The organism is Daejeonella sp. (genome assembly GCF_049655485.1).
Lineage (GTDB): Bacteria > Bacteroidota > Bacteroidia > Sphingobacteriales > Sphingobacteriaceae > Daejeonella.
In genome coordinates this window covers 1-2,579 of the sequence record NZ_JBASJU010000148.1, presented here as the reverse complement: position 1 = coordinate 2,579, position 2,579 = coordinate 1, and the positions used below count along the sequence as shown (strand labels likewise).

The 2,579-nt window shown below is 36.4% G+C and carries 5 protein-coding genes; 2 read left to right on the top strand and 3 right to left on the bottom strand.

Going from position 1 to position 2,579, the window contains the following annotated elements:
- Positions 1–435: type II RES/Xre toxin-antitoxin system antitoxin (parS, locus tag WBJ10_RS06000; protein WP_424288613.1), on the top strand; the 435-nt coding region annotated here is incomplete at its 5' end.
- A gap of 5 nt (positions 436–440) precedes the next feature.
- A complete protein-coding gene (locus WBJ10_RS05995) occupies positions 441–908 on the top strand; it encodes an RES family NAD+ phosphorylase (RefSeq protein WP_424288612.1) in 468 nt (155 codons plus the stop codon).
- 61 nt (positions 909–969) lie between these two features.
- On the opposite strand, the gene WBJ10_RS05990 is transcribed toward WBJ10_RS05995, so the two are convergent.
- The 3 genes from WBJ10_RS05990 to WBJ10_RS05980 all read right to left on the bottom strand — a co-directional run.
- Positions 970–1,116: a hypothetical protein gene (locus tag WBJ10_RS05990; protein ID WP_424288611.1), complete on the bottom strand. Its 147-nt coding sequence runs from the start codon at positions 1,114–1,116 to the stop codon at positions 970–972.
- A gap of 308 nt (positions 1,117–1,424) precedes the next feature.
- Entirely contained in the window at positions 1,425–1,727 is a 303-nt protein-coding gene (locus WBJ10_RS05985) for a hypothetical protein (RefSeq protein ID WP_424288610.1), read from the bottom strand.
- 460 nt (positions 1,728–2,187) lie between these two features.
- Positions 2,188–2,579: OmpA family protein (locus WBJ10_RS05980; protein WP_424288609.1), on the bottom strand; the 392-nt coding region annotated here is incomplete at its 5' end.

The window sequence follows — 2,579 nt, the reverse complement described above, 5'->3', positions numbered from 1 at the left end:
CTTCAACTTACGCCAGATACTCAAATGGCTTTCGATATACTTATTAGTTATCATTCGGTCTTGGAATCTCCTATTAAGAAGCTTGAAGCCATTAAAAAGGGCCTGCTTTCATCGGCGATAAAAGACTTAGGTGATTTGTTTGGGTCTAATCAGGCTTATATGGCTGACTTACTTTCCATCACTCAGCCTACCTTAAGAAAATACATAAAAGAGCGGAAGCAGTTAGATACCAATAAAAGCGAACACATAATAGAGTTGTTCGAACTGTTTGAGAAAGGCGTCGATACGTTTGGATCACTTGAAGAGTTTAAAAAATGGATCGACTCACCTAACGTTATTTTTAACGAACGCCCGGTGAAATTACTTGATACAATCACTGGCATAAATATGGTTAAGAATGCCCTCCTGCGCCTTGACTATGGTGTTCTAGCATAGAAACGATGCATGTATATAGGATCTCACAAACAAAATATTCTCGATCACTTAATTCACCAGGCCTTTATGGTAGATGGAACTCTGAGGGTATGAAAGTATTATACACCGGGGGATCAGCTGCTTTATCTTGCCTAGAAGTAGCCGTACATAGAAGTGGCGCGAGTCTAACATCGGGAGATTTTTCCGTCACAGTAATTGATATACCAGACTCACTAAAAATAGAAGAAGTGCCCATCGATGAGCTGACAGATGTAAATCCCGATTGGTACAAACCAAAGAATAGCCTTATGACACAGTATAAAGGTGACGAATGGTTGAAAGGTCTAGCGACAGTGGTTCTAAAAGTCCCCTCTGCCATAATTCAGTTTGAATATAATTACTTGTTGAACGTAGAGCACCCAGACTTCTCAAAGATTTCTATATATTCAGTAAATCCCTTTAAATTCGTTCCTAGATTAAAAATAGATCCTTGATGTTAAACTTGGAAAGCGGTTTACTTACACTATAAAATTACTTACCGCATCTCTACCTGTTTTACCAGGTGTCACCGCCACTCCATGTTAGAAAGTGCATTTCTAAGGTTTTAAAATCCTGGGCGTACACTAATTTTATATTTTCGTATGCCTTCAGCCTTTGGTCAGTGTCCGTCTTATAATCTTTATATGTTGTATTTCCAGCCACAACCGTTCTTTTAGCAACTCTTTTGCTTTATCTCGATCACCGTAAAAAATCGCTTTATAGTAGTCATCTCACGATTCTGGAACGACAAAGGAAAAATCTAATATACGGCCATTTTCTGCAAGTAAAACACTGAAAATTGCACCACTAATTGCACCAATGGATTTAATTTTAAACAAATTAGCCTCTTACGCTATGTAAAAGGCTAATATTTGTAAATCATTGCGGAGAGGGTTGGATTAATTTCATTGATCCCATTGGGGGCCAGCAAAGAAATGCTGTCGCTTCGTTTCACTCCGCTTTGTCAATTTTTATTCCATGCTTATAAGAGCTGCGCTCTTAACGCCTGAAATAAAAAATGCCATCCGCCTGAGGGCGGACAGCATTTCTTTGCGGAGAAATGCAATCTCCCGTTTCTGTTTTTGTGGAGTAAGACAGTTTTTTAGGTCAGGATAATTGATCTTTACTTTCTTAAGTTCATTCAATAGTTCGTCAAACATATTTCCAATCACATCGTAAACCGTTTCATGGTCTAGTTTCATAGCCTCGGCCATAGATTCCAGATAAATATTATCTCTAGCATCGATTGTGTAGATTGTCCTAATTGCTTCCATATCTTCATATTGGTGCTAAAAATTGCAATTTGACAAACAGGAAGGTCAATATGATAAGTGCGGCTACACGAATCATGTTTTTTATACCTTTCCCTTTCTGAACCATGTGAATTATATAACCCAGGCCTAAAAAAACCGTGGGGATGGTGAAAACTAGAATTCCTTCAAGAGTTCCTGCTTTCATAGCATTAGTAAAAGCTTGAGCGTCAAATATGGCTGAGGAGAGTTGGTCGTCTGCGAAAATTTTAAAGAATGAAGAATAAGTTGCCGGGATGTAAAATAAGAATAGATAAATGGTGATGGGGAATAGAAGGAGTAGGCCTATGTAGAATAAGGCATGTGGTTGTTTAGTGCTTGTTATGTCAAATTTATTAGGATCGCTTTTTACATCTCAAATATCCTGTTTAAGTTGATTAAAACTTTAAAATTAAGTCTCAGATTTTCGTAAACGGCTTCCCAATTAAGGAGCTACTAATATTTTAAATTCAGTTCTTCGGTTTTTTTGTTGCTCTTCTGGGGGACACTTTACTTTATCTGCACAATGATTAACTAAATTAGCTTCTCCATATCCATTATATTGCATTCTATCACCATTTATATTTTTAATAATCAAATAATCGAAAACTGCTTTAGCTCTGCGCTTTGAAAGAGCTAAATTATATTTATCCAATCCTCTCGCATCTGTATAACTTGCCATTTCTATTTTTAGGGTTGGATCATCATTCATAATATCGACTATTTTATTCAATATCAATACAGCGACTGAAGTAATATTATCTTTATCAAAATCATAATAAATATTTTCTATTTGTGGAATTATACCCTTTTTAGGAATAGATATTACATTAGTTG

Coding starts and splice junctions, on each gene's coding strand:
- WBJ10_RS05995 (WP_424288612.1), top strand. CDS start 441: ATGCATGTATATAGGATCTCACAAACAAAATATTCTCGATCACTTAAT.
- WBJ10_RS05985 (WP_424288610.1), bottom strand. CDS start 1,727: ATGGAAGCAATTAGGACAATCTACACAATCGATGCTAGAGATAATATT.